Raw genomic sequence first — 18,279 nt, forward strand, 5'->3', positions numbered from 1 at the left:
GTAATGCCCACTAGAAACGTGCCACAATGTGACAAACGTCAATTTAACAACATTATCAATTATTTAATTCATTTCGGACAATGCGTAAGACGCAGAGTCTCATATCTAATTCAAATCAATAATAAGTCATGAATTGAATTTGCAAATGCAATTTGTTTCATTAATATGGCCACCGCAATTTATATTGCAGTTCTAAATTGGATATAACTTAAATATCAGGAAAATATAATGAAAAAGCTATTAGCAGTGGCAGCGCTGGCTACTCTTCCTCTTTCAAACGTTGCAATGGCTGACTCTGACATCGGTTGTGGTTTAGGTACTATGATTTTCGACGGTAAGTCAGGTAAAGTATTCAAAGTACTAGGTGCAACAACGAACGGTACTTCTGGTAACCAAACGTTCGGTATCACTTTCGGTACTCTAGGTTGTGACGGTAACGGCACCATCACTTCAGCACAAAAGCTAGCGCTATTTATCGATGGCAACATGGATAACCTAGCTCGCGATATCGCAAAAGGCGAAGGTGAAACTCTTGCTACGCTTTCTGAAGTTTGGGGCATTGAAGAAGCTGATAAAGCGGCTTTCAACCAAATGGCTCAAGAAAACTTCGCGAAAGTATTCGAATCTGAAAATGTGACTTCACAAGAAGTTTTCACCAACCTAAATGACTTGGTTGCAGAAAACAACGCTTTAGCTGCTTACACTATCTAAGCACCTGACCTAATAATAAAAAGTGTCCGCTTGGACACTTTTTTTAATGCTATATTTTCGCGGTATTCAATGAAGTTCCCTTTTTGCACACACGCTTTAGTCCTTTCAGTAAGCGTATTGTCATCCCCACTCTCAGCGCACGCTCGTCAAATAGACCTACAGCAATTATCCAATGCACCTTATTGGTTAAAATTGGGCCACTACCTTCCTGCAACATTTAGTGAATATAAAAGCACCGTTGACTCGGAAGCGTTTTTTTTATCGGAAAAAGGTAAAACGGACCCAGAAGCTGAGTTGATAGCTACTTTTAACGCCCTTTACAACGCCGATGAGAAAACAAAGACCGAAATGCGTTGTCGATATCCTGCTCGCTTTACCTGGCTTGAGCAGCAGCAAGATCGTGTTGCAGTCATAGATTGCCCTGAAATGAATGACTGGAAAGAAATGCTCGATCCTGCAGGTATGACGTTGGTTTTCCCTACCGCCTTCATGAATAACCCTTCTTCTATGTTTGGTCATACACTACTAAGAATTGATGCGAAGGATCAAACAAGGCATAAAGAACTCGTAGCATTTGCAGTTAACTTTGCAGCCGAGCCTCAAGCCAATGACAACGCTGCATTATATGCCCTGAAAGGCTTAGCTGGCAGCTATCCAGGTCGATTCACCGTCATGCCCTACTATCGAAAAGTTCGAGAGTACAACGATATTGAATCTCGTGATATCTGGGAGTACAAGCTCAAGCTATCAGAGGACGAAGTTAATCGCGTACTGTTACACCTCTGGGAAATGCAAACCGCGGAATTCGATTACTACTTCGTTGATGAAAACTGCTCTTATCAATTACTGGCGCTACTAGAGTTGGCTAGAGATGATCTATCTCTGGTTACCGACTTCCCAGTTCATGCGATTCCATCAGACACGGTAGAAACACTAGCGAACAATCATCTTCTAGAAGAGCCAGAGTATCGAGCTGCATTTGGCACCCGACTGCTCCACCAATCGAAAGAAATAGATGAAAAGCTTTTCCAAGCAGCCATCAAGGCCAAGCAAGGTGAATACCCGAGTCCTGAAGAATTTACGAATGAAGAGCGAGCTGCAATTCTGGAATTTGCGTACGAGTGGCTAAACTATGAGCTTTATGACAAAGGTTTAGAAAGAGATCCAACCGCAAAGCAGCTGACTCAACTTCTCTATCAGCGTAGTCGAATCAAAACTGACTCTCCATTTTCTCCTGTAGTAGCACCGGAAGTATCTCCGGAAAAAGGACATGCTTCTTCTCGAGCTGGATTAGGCTATCAATATAATGATACCGCAACAAATCGTATTCTATTTGAGTGGCGTGCTGCCTATCATGATTTGCTCGACTCACAAGCAGGGTTTATTCCTGGAGCAAAAATCAGCTTTCTAGACACTGCATTCAGTATCGATCATAAGTCAAATACGAGATTAGAGAGCTTTCATTTTCTAGATGCTATGTCTTTAGCTCCAGGGAATCGAGTGTTTGACAGTTTGGCTTGGAATATTCGTGGTGGCTTTGATCGCATGCCCGCCAAGAACAAACTAGCCGGACGTTGGTTTGCTCAAGGAGGCGCGGGTAAAGCCTGGGGTGAATCTGATAAGCTGCATCTATACACATTATTATCGGCAGACTTCAGCGGTGGAGAGTTAACAAATTATAACCTTGCCATTGGTGCGGGTGTTGAAGCAGGTATTCTGTGGCAAGCAGGTACCAATCATCGCTTAGGGTTACAAGGTCAGTACCTACATCTGTTTGACTCAAATGCGGATCAAAATGCAAAAGCTACAGTGAGTTGGAGCTGGGCAGTTAGCCAAAATTGGGCAATTCGAAGTGAACTTGAATACCAGCACTGGTATCGGGAAAACACGTCAGCGAAACTCACTGGATACTTTTACTACTGAGTTTTTGCTAATATCTCCTAAATAAGTACAAAGGCTACGATACGTGGCCTTTTTCGTTTTTTAAGGAAATGTTCGTTGGCAATACAACAAGGCTTTTTACTCACCCGACAAGCTCGAGACTTTTCAGGGCAAACTCAAATTGACCTTTGGGCTTCTACAGATAACGGCCCTGTAAACTTGGTCATTCAAGGAGAGAAACCAGTCTTTTTTATTGAGCAAACTAAACAGGCTCAAGCAGCGGCGATCGCCAAGCATCACAATATCCAATTAGACATCAAACCTTTAGAGCTGAGTAGCTTTGATCTCAAAACCCTTAGCGCTTGTTACTGTCAAACCATCAAAGATTCATTCGCTCTCTCTGAACTGTTTGTCAAAGAAGAAATTCTTACTCAAGAAACCGATATCAAACTCGCCGATCGCTTTCTAATGGAGCGTTTCATAAAAGGTAGTATTGAATTTACAGGGCAATTTCAGACCCAACGAAATCATATCAAAGTGACTCAAACTAAGTGCCGTCAAGGCGACTATATTCCTAGTTTGCATGTCGTTTCTCTCGATTTAGAGTGCTCAGAGAAAGGCATTCTCTATTCGATTGGTTTAGATAGCCCTGCTGATTCACGCGTGATCATGATTGGCGAACCTGAACCGGCAGATACACCAATCCAATGGGTGAAAGATGAGAAAGCGCTGCTTCAGGCGCTAATCGCTTGGTTTAAGCAATTTGATCCAGATGTGATTGTCGGCTGGAACGTTATCGACTTTGATTTCCGTCTGCTGCACAAGCGTGCCGAGTGGCACAACATGAAGCTTGTGCTAGGCCGCGCTGACCAACCGAGCTTCTTCCGCAGCTCCGCGCAAAGCCAACAGGGCTTTATCTCTATTCCTGGTCGTGTGGTACTCGATGGTATCGATACGCTCAAAACCGCGACATACCATTTCCGCTCTTGGTCACTTGAGTCTGTTTCACAAGAACTCCTTGGCGAAGGTAAAGAGATTCATAACGTTCATGACCGAATGGACGAAATCAATCGCATGTACCGTTCAGACAAACCGTCTCTCGCTAAATACAACTTGCAAGACTGTGTGTTGGTCAACAAGATTTTCGACCACACTCACCTACTCGACTTCGCTATCGAACGCTCTCGCTTAACGGGAGTGGAACTGGATCGCGTTGGAGGCTCAGTGGCAGCGTTTACTAATTTGTATCTGCCGCAGATCCACCGAGCAGGGTATGTTGCGCCAAACCTGCATCCAGAAAACTGGATTGCCAGCCCGGGCGGCTATGTGATGGACTCCATCCCAAACCTTTACGACTCTGTATTGGTGCTTGATTTTAAGAGCCTGTACCCCTCGATTATTCGCTCGTTCTTGATCGACCCTATGGGTTTAGTCGAAGGTTTGCAGCTTCAAATCGGCACAGCAGACGATGAAGCGGTACCCGGATTCCGTGGCGGTCAATTCCATCGGACAAAACACTTCTTACCCGAGATGATCGAGAAACTGTGGGCAGCGCGCGATATAGCGAAAAAGAACAATGAGAAAGCCTTTTCCCAAGCGATCAAAATCATCATGAACTCGTTTTATGGTGTACTCGGCTCATCTGGCTGTCGTTTCTTTGATACCCGCCTAGCTTCCAGCATCACGATGCGTGGGCATGAAATCATGAAGCAGACCAAGGTCCTGATTGAAGACAAAGGCTATCAAGTTATTTATGGCGATACTGACTCAACTTTTGTCTCTTTAAATGGCGCCTTTAGCCAAGCAGACGCAGATAAGATTGGTAATGAACTGGTCGACTACATCAACCAATGGTGGAGTGACCATTTACGCGGTGAGTACAACCTCAATTCGATTCTTGAACTCGAATACGAAACCCATTATCGCAAATTCTTGATGCCAACCATTCGCGGCGCGGAAACAGGCTCCAAGAAACGCTACGCTGGTTTAATTGGTGAAGGCGAACAGGAGCGTATCATCTTCAAAGGATTAGAAAGTGCACGTACTGACTGGACACCACTGGCGCAGCGATTCCAGAACACCTTGTATCAAATGGTCTTCCACGGTGAAGACCCTAGTGATTACGTGCGTGAGATGGTAGAAAAAACCAATAATGGTGAGTTTGATGATCAGTTGGTGTATCAGAAGCGTCTGCGCAGAAAGCTACACGAATATCAAAAGAACATTCCGCCACAAGTACGTGCTGCGCGCTTGGCCGACGATATCAATGCCAAGCTCGGACGCCCTTTACAGTATCAAAATAGAGGTAGAATTGAATATTTGATTACAGTGAATGGCCCGGAGCCTCACGAATACCGAAATAGCCCTATCGATTATCAACATTACGTCGATAAACAGCTAAAGCCGGTTGCCGATGCAATTTTACCATTCATTGGTACTAATTTTGAGCAACTCTCTGCGCCACAAATGGGGTTATTCTAATTACACTCCCCCCACACTCTTTATGATGGTTAGCCGATTCGAAACTCCGTTTTTTGGTATTCCTTCACTAACCATTGCCCATATCCATCCAGCAAGCCAAGCACCGAGCGTTTAGGAATAGAACGTCCAGAAAGTAAAATTCCCAATCGATGAATCTCCGTCTCTTTCTCTGGGTGGTATTGGAGAAAAACCTTGCCACATTCGATAGGATCATCAAACCATCTTTTATCCTTGTGCATGACGACAGAATAGGAAGCCCATAGTAGCTTTTTAGCGATGGTAACCTGAGCATTAATTAGATCGTCAGTGTCTTTGGCTTGTACTATTTTAGTTCGATATATCGACACCCACTCTTCTACATCCATGTTCCAATGCTTGGCAATCTCCCAGCTTGGAATGTAGTCACCAAAACAATCCGCAAGATCATCACCGTAGACACAAACACAACAATGCTTGAGCATGAAACCCCACGTAAAAATACTATCTAGGTTCGCAACTTCTTTAGTCAGGGCTGTTCGTATAGAAACACCTGTCACTTGGGGATAACCTTTTTGCACACGCCAGCGGATGGTATTGAGCAAAGTCACTCTATTGTCTTCAAACCCAGTCTTAGTCACCACAACAATATCAAGGTTTGATTTGCCTACAACTGCGGTTTTACGCGCCACACTGCCATAGACATAAACACTATGGAGGTTTGGCCCTAAGCCCCCTTTTAAGCACATTAAAACTTCTCGAATCAGGGCTTCAAATTGAGGTTGGCAAGGTTCGCTTGGATCAATAACAGGTAGAGACATGTATCAGGAAATAAAAGAGTTAATTGGAATATAGCCTATGATCGATCAGCTTCTGTAACGAATCAAGTTTATCGGTACTATACATCTAGGTTTCAGCTAACCATATGACTTCGAAGCCAAGGTTTACCTTATAGGAGGATATCTAGGGAGGTAAATATTTTGATGTCAGCTAGACAACTTAGCGCTATAATCTCCAAGTTTTGCTTAATAAGTGTAAATAGGAAAATACAATGCCAAAGGCAAGTGAAATCAAAAAAGGCTTCGCAATCGAGTCTAATGGTAAAACTCTTCTAGTAAAAGACATCGAAGTAACGACTCCTGGTGGTCGTGGCGGCGCTAAAATCTACAAAATGCGTTGTACAGATCTAAACACTGGTGCACGTGTAGATGAGCGTTACAAGTCTGATGACGTTGTTGAAACAGTAGAAATGAACAAACGTGCAGTTGTGTACTCATACGCTGATGGCGATGAGCACATCTTCATGGATAACGAAGACTACTCACAATACACATTCAAGCACGCTGAAGTTGAAGACGATATGCTGTTCATCAACGAAGATACACAAGGTATCCACATTATCCTTGTAAACGGTGCTGCTGTTGGTATTGAACTGCCATCTTCTGTTGAACTAGTGATTGAAGAAACTGATCCATCAATCAAAGGTGCATCTGCATCTGCACGTACTAAACCAGCTCGCTTTGCTTCTGGCCTTGTTGTTCAAGTTCCAGAATACATCGCAACTGGCGAACGTGTAATTGTGAACACGACTGAACGTAAGTTCATGAGCCGAGCATAAGCATGTCTGATTTGATTTCTTACGACGACGTTATCGACGCTGCGTACGACATCTTCCTTGAGATGGCTCCAGACAACCTAGAGCCAGCTGATGTCATTCTGTTTACTGCGCAATTTGAAGATCGTGGTGCCGCTGAGCTTGTTGAAACTGGTGATGACTGGGTTGAACATGTTGGCTTTGACATCGACAAAGAAGTGTATGCAGAAGTTCGAATCGGCTTAGTAAACGAGGAAAATGACGTACTTGATGACGTTTTTGCTCGTATGCTAATCAGTCGAGACCCAGAACATAAGTTCTGCCATATGCTTTGGAAACGTGATTAACGATTTCGTCGTCATGATCAAAAACACCAGCCTTGCGCTGGTGTTTTTTTATGTATGAAGTAAACCTTATGCCCTGTTTCGGCAAGTCAGATAAGAAAAAGGCTTGCCGAGTGGGCAAGCCTTTCTAATTTTCGCTATCGATTAACGATGCTTGTTACGTGCACCCTGATCACCTGCGCTCTTCTTTGGCTTACGGCGAGAAGGGTTGTTGCTGCGGCCTTTAGGCGTATTTACGCGCTCTTCGTGACGCTTAACAGCGCGACGGATTTTTTGGCTACGAGCACGTTCACGTTTGCGTGAAGTGTTATCTTTGTTCAGATCAAGCATGGTTTCTTTTTCTGGACGAAGCTCTACCAATTCTCGTAGGTAGTTTACTTCTTTAAGATCAAGTTCCATCCAACCGCCACGAGGCAGTTTCTTGTCCAGATAGATATCACCGTAACGAACACGTTTTAGGCGGCTAACCGTCGTATCTTGTGATTCCCATAGACGGCGAACTTCACGGTTACGACCTTCGTTGATTGCAACATAGAACGTGTGGTTCATACCTTCACCACCCGCATATACTACATCTTCAAAACGTGCCATGCCGTCTTCAAGCTCAACACCACGAACCAAGTTTTTCACTTTTTGTTCAGTTACTTCACCGAAAACACGAACAAGGTATTCACGCTCAACCTGACGGCTTGGGTGCATAAGGCGGTTTGCCAACTCACCATCTGTTGTAAACAGCAGTAGACCTGATGTATTCGCATCAAGACGACCTACTGAAATCCAACGAGAACCACGGATCTTTGGCAGACGATCGAAAACAGTGCGACGACCTTCTGGGTCGTGACGAGTACATAGTTCACCTTCTGGCTTGTAGTAAGCCAAAACACGACAGATCACTTCTTCTTGCGCCTTCGCAGACACAACGTGACCATCGATACGAACTACGCTGTTCTCATCTTCCAGTCTTTCACCAAGTTTAGCTACGATTCCGTTCACGCTAACGCGACCAGATTTAATTAACGATTCAATCTCACGACGAGAACCGTGACCTGCACGTGCTAATACTTTTTGTAACTTTTCGCTCATTTATCTACCTATGTGTCGTCTTCACAGACGTCGAGACCAGAATTGGTCATCATTTTGCAAGTTACCCACATGAATGGGATTTTTTCGGTCGGACATTATACGAGATTCTTAAATCTATTGTAAGAGCATTTCGTGCTTTGGTTGATGAAATTACAGATTAGGATCCCACTTCAATTCCTCCAACAAATAACCCAATAGTACTAAAACGAATCAGAAAAATTCGCTCTAAACTCAAACGCTAATAACCCACCACGTCAGCCTTGCCTTGATAAAATTATCAGGACTTCTCACAACTAGGGCGAGTTTCAGTGTCACTCGTCTCTTTAACGCATACAATCAAAAGGAAAAGATATGTCTCGATCAGAAAGCAGCTCAACGGCTCCCGACTATAATTGGATTTTTGGAACGGCTAAGGAAGATGATGTTAAAGGAACGGTCGATTCTTTTACGCCAGATGTATTCGTAGGTGATAGCGGAGATGAAAAATTCGTCGGCTTTGGCGGAAATGATTATATCGATGGCAACGGTGGGAATGATTATCTACTTGGTGGTAAGGGCGAAGATCATGTCTCTGGCGGAAGTGGCAACGACTACCTGTCTGGAGGATTAGGGAATGACTTCCTTTACGGTGGAGAAGGTGATGATATTCTATTCGATTACTCTGGCAACAACTTTCTCAATGCCGGCTTAGGAAATGACAAGCTTATCGTGGGTGATGGAAACTCCACGCTCGCCGGAGGTTCAGGCAACGACGAGTTTGTATTCTCTAATCGCCTCTCCGTCAAAACGCCAGAGGGCATCATCACCAGCAATGAGATTGAAATCAAAGCAGAAGTACTCGACTTCAATATCTTCGAAGACAAGTTCACCTTCGATCTTGGAAGAGATACGGATTGCGATGGCAAGAGAGACTCCTTTCTTGAGTCTGAGCAGCAGCTTGAACTTTCATTCAATGAACATGGATGGGCGGTTTACTCAAGTGACGAGTTCAATATTGAAGTAACGTTGAAAGGCGTTGATCAAGCATACGTCGACTACATGAGTAACAACGACATTAATATTTTTGATTTCACCTAAATATACCCAAGTAACCTCGAGATGCTAGGTTCAGCGAGAATGACTTGGTTTGTAGACGCGGCGGCGATTTAAAGGTCTAGTGGGTCTAAATCAAGAATCGGCAACAAAGTATACAAGCCAAGGCAACTCGCCCTTTGGGAGCGTGTCATTGACCCGATTACTGCGTCAAACAACTTGGAAAGAGCTGGCTATTACGCTGCGTTGTTTTCCTTGACCTCGAATCAATGACAACGCTCTGAATCCTGCATCTTGAAGTCACTTGGGTATAATATCTAAACCCACAATCAAAAAAGGGAAGCGACAACGCCTCCCTTTCTTATTTTTCTAAGAGTAAACCAATTACTCAAATGGTGCAGGGTCGCCAGAGCCAACACGGGCAACAACGGCTTCACCTTCACTGAAGTCAATAACCGTCGTTGGCTGTTCACCTAAATAACCACCATTAAGGATAACGTCTACCGCGTGCTCTAGTTTGTCACGGATATCCTCTGGATCCGATTCTGTAACGTCGTTACCCGGAAGGATAAGCGACGTTGACATCATTGGCTCGCCAAGCGCTTCCAAAAGGTCTAGCGCAATGCGGTTATCTGGTACACGAATACCAATGGTCTTGCGTTTTGCGTTCATCAAACGGCGAGGCACTTCTTTCGTACCTTTAAAGATGAATGTGTAAGGCCCTGGTGTATTATTTTTCAATAGTCGAAACGCGGTGTTATCAACTCGCGCGTACAGGGAAAGCTCCGACAAATCACGGCATAACAAAGTAAAGTTATGCTTATCATCCAGACGACGGATCTGACAGATACGTTCCAACGCCTGTTTGTTCTCCAGTTGACAGCCTAGCGCGTAACCTGAATCGGTTGGGTACACCACAACACCGCCACTACGAATGATTGCTACTGCTTGATTGATCAAGCGAGCCTGTGGGTTTTCTGGATGAACGTAAAAAAACTGGCTCATTGTAATTCCTCATTATCGAACCTCTCGGCTCTATATTTTTAGGGAGTTTCGACTTCGTCTTGTTGCTTGTTGTCCAACGAAGGATCAATACCCCAATCTTTCCAAACTGGTTCTACGCCCGCAGGTAACCAGAGGTTTCTTCCCAACTCCATCCACGGTGATGGATAGTGAAAATCGCTGCCTTGAGAAGCTAATAGTTTGTATTGTATAGCATAATCGGCCAAGTTGCGTCTTTCTTGTTGCGCTTGTTGAGGTTGCGCAACTTCCATGGCATCTCCGCCTGCTTCGACAAATGCGGCCAACAAGCGTTTTACCCACTTTGCGGTAAGCTGATAACGACCCGGATGAGCCAGTACAGCAGAACCACCCGCGGCATGAATCGCGTCAACCGCATCTTTCATGGAACACCAATTCGGTGGTACATAGCCAGGGTTGGATCGCGTCAGAAATTTTTTAAAAACCATCTGCATGTTTTTGGCGTAACCATTGTCCACCAACCATTTGGCGAAGTGAGCTCGCGTAATAGGCGCATCACCTGCAATTTGCCGGACTTCTTCTAGTACGCCCTCACGGGTGGCTTTTTGTAGACGCTCAGCGATCAATTCAGCTCGAGCCACGCGGTGCGTTTTCTGCTGCTCAATCAATTCTGTCAATGCCGGGCTATCTGGATCGATATTCAAACCCACAATGTGGATATCTTTATTCTGCCAAACGGTAGAGATCTCGATACCGTTGATGATTTTTATCGGGAGATTGTTCTCTTCAACGTATTGCTTGGCCGGAGCTAAGCCGTCAACCGTATCATGATCTGTGATCGCCAAAACCTCGATATCAAAACTCAGTGCCCTATCCACTAAATCATGTGGTGCAAAGCGACCATCTGAAGCGGTGGTGTGGCTGTGTAAATCAATTCTCATCTTTTTGTCGTTTTAATGCTGTTTTGGGGTTGACTTTTTATCTCTGCACTAGTTAACTAGTACATAAATACGAAGTACCTAATTAAGGCTCACCATGTTACAAGAATTTAACCAAAACCAGGAAGCGAAAGTTGCAGTTCATACGAATAAGATGATTTCTGCTGATCTTGCTTGGTGGCGCACTTGGACAAGTTCTTGGTGGGCGAACGTGTACTTCTAGTTTATAGAATTAAACAACACAAAGCCCGCTACTTCAGCGGGCTTTTTATTTTGTCGTTCATCTCACATTCAACTGCTTAAACATTCATCGAATATGACCAAAACTTGATTGGGTGAACGTTTGCTTTATGCCACTATGTACGGCAGGAAGATATAAAACAGCTATAAGGAGGTCTTGTGAATAAGGCCATTGATATTCAGAAACTTGGACAACTTGAAGTGCTAACGGCCTCCGTCCCTTATACTCAAGACCCGACTCGCTTGTTCCACACATTATGTGAGAACAAGACTGACAGCCTATTACTAGAATCCGCTGAGATCGATTCAAAGCAAGATCTAAAATCACTACTGATTGTCGATTCGGCCGTGCGTATCGTCTGCTTTGGTCATAGCGTCAGCATGCAGGCATTGACCAACAACGGTAAAAACCTACTTTCCCATTTAAACCAGAACATTCGTGGTGACGTTGAGAGTGATTTCGATGGCGAAACGCTGACTTTGGAATTCACTCAACCGTGCGACACACTAGATGAAGACTCTCGCCTACGTGAAGCCTCTTCTTTCGATGCGCTGCGTTTAGTGCAACACAGCTTCGATATTTCAGAGCAAGATAAGCACGCGATTTTCCTTGGTGGTTTGTTTGCTTACGACTTGGTCGCGAACTTCGAGCCACTTGGTAATGCAAAAGCAACCAACCAATGTCCAGATTACGTGTTCTACGTAGCGGAAACGCTGTTGGTTGTGGATCATCAAACTGAATCTTGCCAGCTGCAAGCGACTTTGTTTGTCGATGATTCAGAAAAAACAACACTAGAAACTCGCATCGCAGAAATCAGCGCTCAATGTGCGGCGCCAAAACTGCTGCCAAGTGCAGAGCAAATCGCCGACGTCACGGTTGAACCTAGCGTATCTGATTCAGACTTCTGCCAAATCGTTCGTGACTTAAAAGAGTTCGTAGTGAAAGGCGATGTGTTCCAAGTCGTACCGTCTCGCCGATTTACACTCCCTTGCCCTTCCCCATTGGCAGCCTACAAAGAACTCAAACAAAGTAACCCAAGCCCTTACATGTTCTACATGCAAGACGAACTGTTTACTTTGTTTGGCGCATCACCAGAAAGCGCGCTTAAATACGAAACCGATACCAACCAAATTGAAATCTACCCAATCGCAGGCACTCGTCGCCGTGGTAAACGCCCTAACGGCGAGATCGATTTCGACTTGGATAGCCGCATCGAACTTGAACTGCGTACTGACATGAAAGAAAACGCAGAACACATGATGTTGGTTGACTTAGCACGTAACGACGTCGCTCGTATTGCACAAGCGGGCACTCGCCACGTAGCAGACCTACTAAAAGTTGACCGCTACAGCCACGTGATGCACCTAGTATCGCGCGTGGTTGGCCAACTGCGTGAAGACCTAGATGCACTGCACGCATACCAAGCTTGTATGAACATGGGCACGCTCACTGGCGCACCAAAGATTCGTGCGATGCAGTTGATTCGCGATGTAGAAGGTGCACGACGCGGTAGCTACGGCGGTGCTGTGGGTTACCTTACCGGCGAAGGCACACTCGACACATGTATCGTCATTCGCTCTGCTTACGTAGAAAATGGCATTGCTCAAGTTCAAGCCGGTGCTGGCGTGGTGTTCGACTCTGATCCGCAAGCGGAAGCAGACGAAACGCGCGGTAAAGCGCAAGCGGTAATCTCTGCTATCCAAGCAGCGCATAAGTCACAATAAGGAATAGGGTTCAGAGATGGCTAATATCATTTTTATCGATAACTTTGACTCTTTCACCTACAACCTTGTGGATCAGTTCCGCTCGCTAGGTCACTCAGTCAAGATTTACCGAAACAACATCCCAGCGGAAACCATCGAACAAGCGGTAAACGAGCTTGAAAACCCAGTGGTTCTGCTATCACCAGGTCCTGGTGCACCGTCAGAGGCAGGCTCAATGCCAGAGCTTATCCAACGCACGAAAGGCAAAGTACCGATGATCGGCATTTGTCTTGGTCACCAAGCGATTGTCGAAGCGTACGGCGGCACCGTTGCTGGCGCGGGCGAAATTATTCACGGTAAGGTCTCTATGATGGAGCACCAAAACCATGCGATTTACCAAAACCTACCATCACCACTTGCAATTGCACGTTACCACTCGCTGGTTGCTACTCAGGTTCCTGAGAGCCTAACCATCACAGCAGAAGTGGATGATTTGGTGATGTCTGTTGTACATGAAGAAGATAAAGTTTGCGGGTTCCAGTTCCACCCGGAATCTATTATGACGACCTACGGAGCAACACTGTTGGCCAATGCCATTGAATGGGCACTTGAAGAACAAACTTCAACGAACCCACTCACTGCTTAAAAAGCACTTGGCACATAAGAAATTTAGGAGAGGAAATATGGAAGCAATCATCAACCCTATTATTACCAAATTGTACGAGCAAGAGTCACTGACTCAGGAAGAGAGCCAACAACTGTTCGACATCATCATCCGTGGTGAACTAGACCCAATTTTGATGGCATCAGCACTGACTGCACTAAAAATCAAAGGCGAAACACCGGATGAAATTGCCGGCGCGGCCAAAGCATTGCTGGCAAACGCAAACCCCTTCCCTCGTCCAGATTACGATTTCGCAGATATCGTAGGTACTGGCGGTGACGGGCACGACACCATCAATATTTCAACCACTGCAGCGTTTGTTGCTGCAGCATGTGGTTTAAAAGTGGCGAAACACGGTAACCGTAGCGTTTCAAGCAAATCGGGCTCCTCTGACCTTCTTGACTCGTTTGGTATCAACCTTGCCATGAGCGCAGAAGATACGCGCAAAGCGGTAGACGATATCGGTGTTGCTTTCCTATTTGCACCTCAATACCACGGTGGTGTTCGCCATGCGATGCCTGTGCGTCAAACCATGAAAACACGCACCATCTTCAACATTCTTGGTCCACTGATTAACCCTGCTCGTCCAAACATCGAATTGATGGGCGTATACAGTGAAGAACTGGTTCGTCCTATCGCAGAAACCATGCTACAAATGGGTATGAAGCGCGCCGCTGTGGTACACGGTAGTGGTTTGGATGAAGTGGCAATTCATGGTGAAACTACCGTTGCTGAAATCAAAGACGGCAAGATCACCGAATACACGCTAACGCCTGCAGACTTCGGTTTAGATGCGCACCCGCTAGAAGCGATCAAAGGTGGCGATCCTGAAGAAAACAAAGCGATCATTACCAATATCCTGACGGGTAAAGGTACAGATGCACAATTAGGCGCAGTGGCGGTGAACGTAGCTTTGCTAATGCGTCTATTCGGCCACGAAGATTTAAAAGCCAACACGCAACAAGCGATTGAGGCAATGAATTCTGGTAAGGCGTACCAATTGGTACAACAACTTGCCGCACACGCTTAAGGAATTGAAGAAGATGACTGACTTCAACACTCAGCAAGCTGACAACCTGTCTGAACACGTTTCTAAGAAAGAAGCAGAAATGGCAGAAGTACTGGCGAAAATTGTCCGCGACAAATATCAGTGGGTAGCAGACCGTAAGGTGTCTCAACCGCTAAGCACATTTCAGTCTGATTTGCTGCCATCGGACCGCAGCTTCTACGATGCACTGAGTGGCGAAAAGACAGCATTCATCACCGAATGTAAGAAGGCATCTCCTTCTAAAGGTTTGATTCGTGATCATTTCGACTTGGATTACATTGCATCGGTTTATAACAACCATGCTAATGCAATTTCGGTATTAACAGACGAAAAATACTTCCAAGGTAACTTTGACTTTCTTCCTCAAGTGCGTGGCCAAGTCAAACAGCCCGTTCTGTGTAAAGACTTCATGGTAGACACCTACCAAGTTTACCTAGCGCGTCATTACAGCGCAGACGCTGTATTACTGATGCTGTCTGTCCTCAATGATGAAGAGTACAAAGCGTTAGAAGAAGCAGCACACAGCCTGAACATGGGCATCCTGACCGAAGTGAGCAACGAAGAAGAGCTTCATCGCGCGGTTAAGCTAGGCGCTCGCGTTATCGGCATCAATAACCGTAACCTTCGCGACCTAAGTACCGATTTGAATCGTACGAAAGAACTTGCGCCGACAATTCGCGAATTAGCACCAAACGCGACGGTGATTTCAGAGTCTGGCATTTATACGCATCAACAAGTTCGTGATTTAGCCGAATACGCAGACGGATTCTTGATTGGTAGCTCGCTGATGGCAGAAGACAACCTAGAGCTTGCAGTACGCAAAGTCACGTTGGGTGAAAACAAAGTCTGTGGTCTCACTCATCCAGATGACGCAGCGAAAGCGTATCAAGCTGGTGCGGTATTTGGTGGCCTGATTTTTGTCGAGAAATCTAAGCGTGCGGTTGACCTTGAAGGTGCTCGTTTAACCATGAGCGGTGCCCCACTGAACTACGTAGGCGTGTTCCAAAACCACGATATCGATTTTGTTGCATCCATGGTGACCTCTCTGGGTTTGAAAGCGGTGCAGTTGCACGGTCAAGAAAACCAAGCTTACGTTAACCAGCTAAAAGCAGAGCTGCCAGCAGGCGTTGAAATCTGGAAAGCTTACGGCGTGACAGATATGAAGCCACAACTGCTTGCAGATAACATTGACCGTCACCTACTAGATGCGCAAGTTGGCACTCAAACAGGCGGAACGGGTCAAGTGTTCGACTGGTCACTAATCGGCGACCCAAGTCAAATTATGCTAGCGGGTGGACTGTCGCCAGAAAATGCTCAACAAGCAGCGACACTAGGTTGCTTGGGATTAGATTTAAACTCTGGTGTAGAAAGTGCACCAGGCAAAAAAGATTCACAGAAGTTGCTCGCGGCATTCAGCGCAATTCGCAACTACTAAAGCTGTATTTCAGCTAAAAAATTTAAAGCTATTCGTAGCGAAAAAATACGAGAAGGAATATCACAATGGCAAAACTGAATGCCTACTTTGGCGAATACGGCGGTCAGTACGTTCCGCAAATTCTAGTTCCAGCATTGGAGCAACTAGAGCAAGCGTTTATCGACGCGCAAGAAGATCCAGAATTCCGCAGCGAATTCATGACGCTTCTTCAAGAGTATGCGGGCCGTCCAACGGCTTTGACTCTAACTCGTAACCTAACCAAAGGTACGAAAACCAAACTGTACCTAAAACGTGAAGACCTGCTTCACGGCGGCGCGCACAAGACCAACCAAGTGTTGGGTCAAGCGCTACTTGCGAAACGCATGGGCAAAAACGAAATCATCGCTGAAACTGGCGCAGGTCAACACGGTGTGGCAACCGCACTAGCATGTGCACTGCTTGGCCTTAAGTGTCGTGTTTACATGGGTGCAAAAGACGTTGAGCGTCAAAGCCCGAACGTATTCCGTATGAAACTCATGGGTGCAGAAGTTATTCCTGTCCACTCTGGTTCAGCAACACTTAAAGACGCGTGTAACGAAGCGCTACGCGACTGGTCTGCAACTTATGAAGACGCGCACTACCTATTAGGTACAGCGGCAGGCCCTCACCCATTCCCAACCATCGTGCGCGATTTCCAACGCATGATTGGTGAAGAAACGAAGAATCAGATTTTGGCACGTGAAGGTCGTCTTCCTGACGCAGTTATCGCGTGTGTGGGTGGTGGTTCAAACGCTATCGGTATGTTTGCTGACTTCATCGAAGAAGAAAGCGTTCGCCTAATTGGTGTTGAGCCAGCAGGTAAAGGCATTGATACCGACCAACACGGTGCACCACTTAAACACGGTAAAACGGGTATCTTCTTCGGTATGAAAGCGCCATTGATGCAAGATCCAAACGGTCAGGTTGAAGAGTCGTACTCTGTCTCTGCGGGTCTTGATTTCCCTTCTGTGGGCCCACAGCATGCACACCTAAATGCGATTGGCCGTGCTGAATACGATAATGTCACCGATGATGAAGCGCTAGATGCTTTCCAAGAACTCGCTCGCAGCGAAGGTATTATCCCTGCCCTTGAGTCTTCTCACGCTCTAGCACACGCACTGCGCATGGCTCGTGAGAATCCAGAAAAAGAGCAATTGCTGGTAGTTAACCTATCTGGTCGTGGTGATAAAGACATCTTCACCGTGCATGCCATCCTAGAAGAAAAAGGAGCGATCTAATGAGCCGTTATGAAAAGATGTTTGCGCGTCTAAACGAGAAAAACCAAGGCGCATTTGTACCGTTCGTAACGGTTTGTGATCCAAACGCTGAACAATCTTACAAGATCATGGAAACATTGGTTGAGTCGGGTGCAGATGCCCTAGAACTCGGTATCCCATTTTCTGATCCGCTAGCAGACGGTCCGACTATCCAAGGTGCGAACATTCGTGCTCTAGATTCTGGTGCTACGCCTGATATCTGCTTCGAGCAAATTGGTAAGATCCGCGCCAAGTACCCAGATCTTCCTATCGGTCTTCTTATGTACGCAAACATTGTGTACTCCCGTGGTATCGAGAACTTCTATGAACGCTGCGCGAAAGCAGGTATCGACTCTGTTTTAATTGCTGACGTACCAACCAATGAAAGTGCAGAGTTTGTTGCGGCAGCTGAAAAGTTTGGTATTCATCCCATCTTCATCGCACCGCCAACAGCAAGTGATGAAACACTGAAGCAAGTATCAGAACTTGGCGGTGGCTACACTTACCTACTCTCTCGTGCAGGCGTGACAGGTGCAGAGACCAAAGCAAACATGCCAGTTGGCCACATGCTAGACAGATTAAATCAGTTTGATGCGCCACCAGCGCTACTTGGTTTTGGTATTTCTGAGCCAGCACAGGTAAAACAAGCCCTAGAGTCTGGTGCAGCTGGAGCTATTTCTGGCTCAGCAGTAGTAAAAATCATTGAAGCAAACCTAGAGCAGCCACAAATGATGCTCAATAAGCTTGGTGAGTTCGTTTCTGCAATGAAAGCTGCAACACAAAAATAACGTATCACTAATTTAATTAATATGAGATCGATTCCTTATCAAGCGATAAAAATCGATCTTTTTTTTAACATTCACTTTCTAAAATCCCCCTTCCCTTACCATTAA

At 45.6% G+C, this 18,279-nt stretch carries 17 protein-coding genes and 1 other annotated feature; of the genes, 13 read left to right on the top strand and 4 right to left on the bottom strand.

Going from position 1 to position 18,279, the window contains the following annotated elements; all coding sequences use genetic code 11:
* Nucleotides 1–228 precede the first annotated feature (228 nt).
* The 3 genes from ACTS60_RS12440 (at nucleotide 229) to ACTS60_RS12450 (ending at nucleotide 5,073) form a co-directional block, all read left to right on the top strand.
* A complete protein-coding gene (locus ACTS60_RS12440) occupies nucleotides 229–711 on the top strand; it encodes a DUF3015 domain-containing protein (protein WP_171305315.1) in 483 nt (160 codons plus the stop codon).
* A 117-nt stretch (nucleotides 712–828) separates the two neighbouring features.
* The gene (locus ACTS60_RS12445; RefSeq protein WP_440888487.1) at nucleotides 829–2,634 is read left to right on the top strand and encodes an Lnb N-terminal periplasmic domain-containing protein; all 1,806 of its coding nucleotides are present in this window, start codon (nucleotides 829–831) and stop codon (nucleotides 2,632–2,634) included.
* A 75-nt stretch (nucleotides 2,635–2,709) separates the two neighbouring features.
* Nucleotides 2,710–5,073 (top strand): DNA polymerase II, encoded by a 2,364-nt coding sequence (locus ACTS60_RS12450; RefSeq protein WP_440888488.1) that lies wholly within the window; start codon nucleotides 2,710–2,712, stop codon nucleotides 5,071–5,073.
* 29 nt (nucleotides 5,074–5,102) lie between these two features.
* Here the strand turns inward: ACTS60_RS12450 and ACTS60_RS12455 are convergent, their stop codons facing one another.
* Nucleotides 5,103–5,870 carry a nucleotidyltransferase domain-containing protein gene (locus ACTS60_RS12455; protein WP_440888489.1) on the bottom strand — a complete coding sequence of 256 codons (768 nt, stop codon included), beginning with the start codon at nucleotides 5,868–5,870 and terminating at the stop codon, nucleotides 5,103–5,105.
* 230 nt (nucleotides 5,871–6,100) lie between these two features.
* On the opposite strand from ACTS60_RS12455, the gene efpL reads away from it, so the two are divergent.
* Both efpL and ACTS60_RS12465 read left to right on the top strand, forming a co-directional pair.
* A complete protein-coding gene (efpL, locus tag ACTS60_RS12460; RefSeq protein ID WP_010447515.1) occupies nucleotides 6,101–6,667 on the top strand; it encodes an elongation factor P-like protein EfpL in 567 nt (188 codons plus the stop codon).
* A 2-nt stretch (nucleotides 6,668–6,669) separates the two neighbouring features.
* The gene (locus ACTS60_RS12465; protein ID WP_005431208.1) at nucleotides 6,670–6,990 is read left to right on the top strand and encodes an HI1450 family dsDNA-mimic protein; all 321 of its coding nucleotides are present in this window, start codon (nucleotides 6,670–6,672) and stop codon (nucleotides 6,988–6,990) included.
* Between the two features lie 141 nt (nucleotides 6,991–7,131).
* Here the strand turns inward: ACTS60_RS12465 and rluB are convergent, their stop codons facing one another.
* A complete protein-coding gene (gene rluB, locus ACTS60_RS12470) occupies nucleotides 7,132–8,070 on the bottom strand; it encodes a 23S rRNA pseudouridine(2605) synthase RluB (protein ID WP_010447509.1) in 939 nt (312 codons plus the stop codon).
* A 351-nt stretch (nucleotides 8,071–8,421) separates the two neighbouring features.
* Here rluB and ACTS60_RS12475 point away from each other — a divergent pair, with 351 nt between their 5' ends.
* Complete coding sequence (locus tag ACTS60_RS12475) at nucleotides 8,422–9,147, top strand: calcium-binding protein (protein WP_440888490.1); 726 nt, start codon at nucleotides 8,422–8,424, stop codon at nucleotides 9,145–9,147.
* Nucleotides 9,148–9,486: 339 nt separating this feature from the next.
* Here the strand turns inward: ACTS60_RS12475 and ACTS60_RS12480 are convergent, their stop codons facing one another.
* Together ACTS60_RS12480 and rnm are read right to left on the bottom strand one after the other, a co-directional pair.
* Nucleotides 9,487–10,107, bottom strand: coding sequence for an L-threonylcarbamoyladenylate synthase (locus ACTS60_RS12480; protein WP_038885015.1), 621 nt, complete (start codon nucleotides 10,105–10,107; stop codon nucleotides 9,487–9,489).
* A 38-nt stretch (nucleotides 10,108–10,145) separates the two neighbouring features.
* The gene (gene rnm / locus ACTS60_RS12485; protein ID WP_440888491.1) at nucleotides 10,146–11,024 is read right to left on the bottom strand and encodes an RNase RNM; all 879 of its coding nucleotides are present in this window, start codon (nucleotides 11,022–11,024) and stop codon (nucleotides 10,146–10,148) included.
* 94 nt (nucleotides 11,025–11,118) lie between these two features.
* Between rnm and ACTS60_RS12490 the strand changes: the two genes are divergently transcribed.
* From ACTS60_RS12490 to trpA, 7 genes are all read left to right on the top strand, one after another.
* Nucleotides 11,119–11,244 (top strand): Trp operon leader peptide, encoded by a 126-nt coding sequence (locus ACTS60_RS12490; RefSeq protein WP_440888492.1) that lies wholly within the window; start codon nucleotides 11,119–11,121, stop codon nucleotides 11,242–11,244.
* Nucleotides 11,191–11,294: a sequence feature (Trp leader region), on the top strand. (Overlaps the previous gene by 54 nt.)
* Before the next feature lie 126 nt (nucleotides 11,295–11,420).
* Nucleotides 11,421–12,986: an anthranilate synthase component 1 gene (locus ACTS60_RS12495; RefSeq protein WP_440888493.1), complete on the top strand. Its 1,566-nt coding sequence runs from the start codon at nucleotides 11,421–11,423 to the stop codon at nucleotides 12,984–12,986.
* 16 nt (nucleotides 12,987–13,002) lie between these two features.
* Nucleotides 13,003–13,611 carry an aminodeoxychorismate/anthranilate synthase component II gene (locus ACTS60_RS12500; RefSeq protein ID WP_440888494.1) on the top strand — a complete coding sequence of 203 codons (609 nt, stop codon included), beginning with the start codon at nucleotides 13,003–13,005 and terminating at the stop codon, nucleotides 13,609–13,611.
* Nucleotides 13,612–13,648: 37 nt separating this feature from the next.
* Nucleotides 13,649–14,659 carry an anthranilate phosphoribosyltransferase gene (gene trpD, locus ACTS60_RS12505; protein ID WP_440888495.1) on the top strand — a complete coding sequence of 337 codons (1,011 nt, stop codon included), beginning with the start codon at nucleotides 13,649–13,651 and terminating at the stop codon, nucleotides 14,657–14,659.
* Nucleotides 14,660–14,672: 13 nt separating this feature from the next.
* Nucleotides 14,673–16,112, top strand: coding sequence for a bifunctional indole-3-glycerol-phosphate synthase TrpC/phosphoribosylanthranilate isomerase TrpF (gene trpCF, locus ACTS60_RS12510; RefSeq protein WP_440888496.1), 1,440 nt, complete (start codon nucleotides 14,673–14,675; stop codon nucleotides 16,110–16,112).
* A gap of 65 nt (nucleotides 16,113–16,177) precedes the next feature.
* On the top strand, nucleotides 16,178–17,368 hold the full coding sequence (gene trpB / locus ACTS60_RS12515) for a tryptophan synthase subunit beta (RefSeq protein ID WP_440888497.1): 1,191 nt from the start codon (nucleotides 16,178–16,180) through the stop codon (nucleotides 17,366–17,368).
* Nucleotides 17,368–18,174 (top strand): tryptophan synthase subunit alpha, encoded by an 807-nt coding sequence (gene trpA / locus ACTS60_RS12520; protein ID WP_440888498.1) that lies wholly within the window; start codon nucleotides 17,368–17,370, stop codon nucleotides 18,172–18,174. The genes trpB and trpA overlap by 1 nt, the downstream gene beginning before the upstream one ends.
* Nucleotides 18,175–18,279: the final 105 nt, after the last annotated feature.

Origin of the sequence: Vibrio sp. WZ-1, assembly GCF_052037695.1 — a bacterium.
Classification (GTDB): domain Bacteria; phylum Pseudomonadota; class Gammaproteobacteria; order Enterobacterales; family Vibrionaceae; genus Vibrio.